Genomic DNA, 562 nt, shown 5'->3' with positions numbered 1-562 from the left:
GTGGTTCCATTTCTTAAAACGGCTCCAGTTATTGTTGTTTTGTAGCTGCGCACTTCTGAGTGCCGTTTCCGCCTCATCAATAATTTGGCTGTGTCGCTCTCCCTCTTTGTACATAGTGATACCAATATGGCACCAGTTGTCGGGGTCGAGCGGATCTGGCGGCGTAAGTTTCTCTAGTTGACGAATACATTGTGAGGCCAAGTTGGCAACATCTTTGGCGCTTTGATGAGGTAAGAACAGTGCAAAATCGGCATCGTAATAACGAGAGAACACCACGTCTGGGTAACGCTGCACTAAATTGGATAACAAGCTGCCGACTTCAACAATAAACTCGTCGGTGATTTGCTTATCTTGCTCTTCTTCCACGAGCTTCCAATCTTGAATACGAATCAGCAAGACCGCGCCACGTGCGCCACTCTCTAAAAGAGCCGATTCCAGCTTGCTATCAAAGAGCACTCGATTGGCTGTTCCAGTGAGCTTATCGAGAAAAGTTTGAGTACGGATAAAGGTATCAAAGCGGCTGCGCTCCTGGCGTGCATCCTGTAATTCTTCAATCAACACA

1 protein-coding gene is annotated in these 562 nt (G+C 47.2%); it reads right to left on the bottom strand.

Features of this window, described 5'->3' with window-relative positions:
- The coding region (locus tag R8O10_RS26770; protein ID WP_318192168.1) for a diguanylate cyclase domain-containing protein at positions 1-562 on the bottom strand (562 nt) is incomplete at both ends.

Origin of the sequence: Vibrio sp. 1727 (genome assembly GCF_033344415.1) — a bacterium.
Lineage (GTDB): Bacteria > Pseudomonadota > Gammaproteobacteria > Enterobacterales > Vibrionaceae > Vibrio > Vibrio alginolyticus.
The sequence above is the reverse complement of the archived record's forward strand: the minus strand, read 5'-3'. Positions and strand labels throughout refer to the sequence as shown.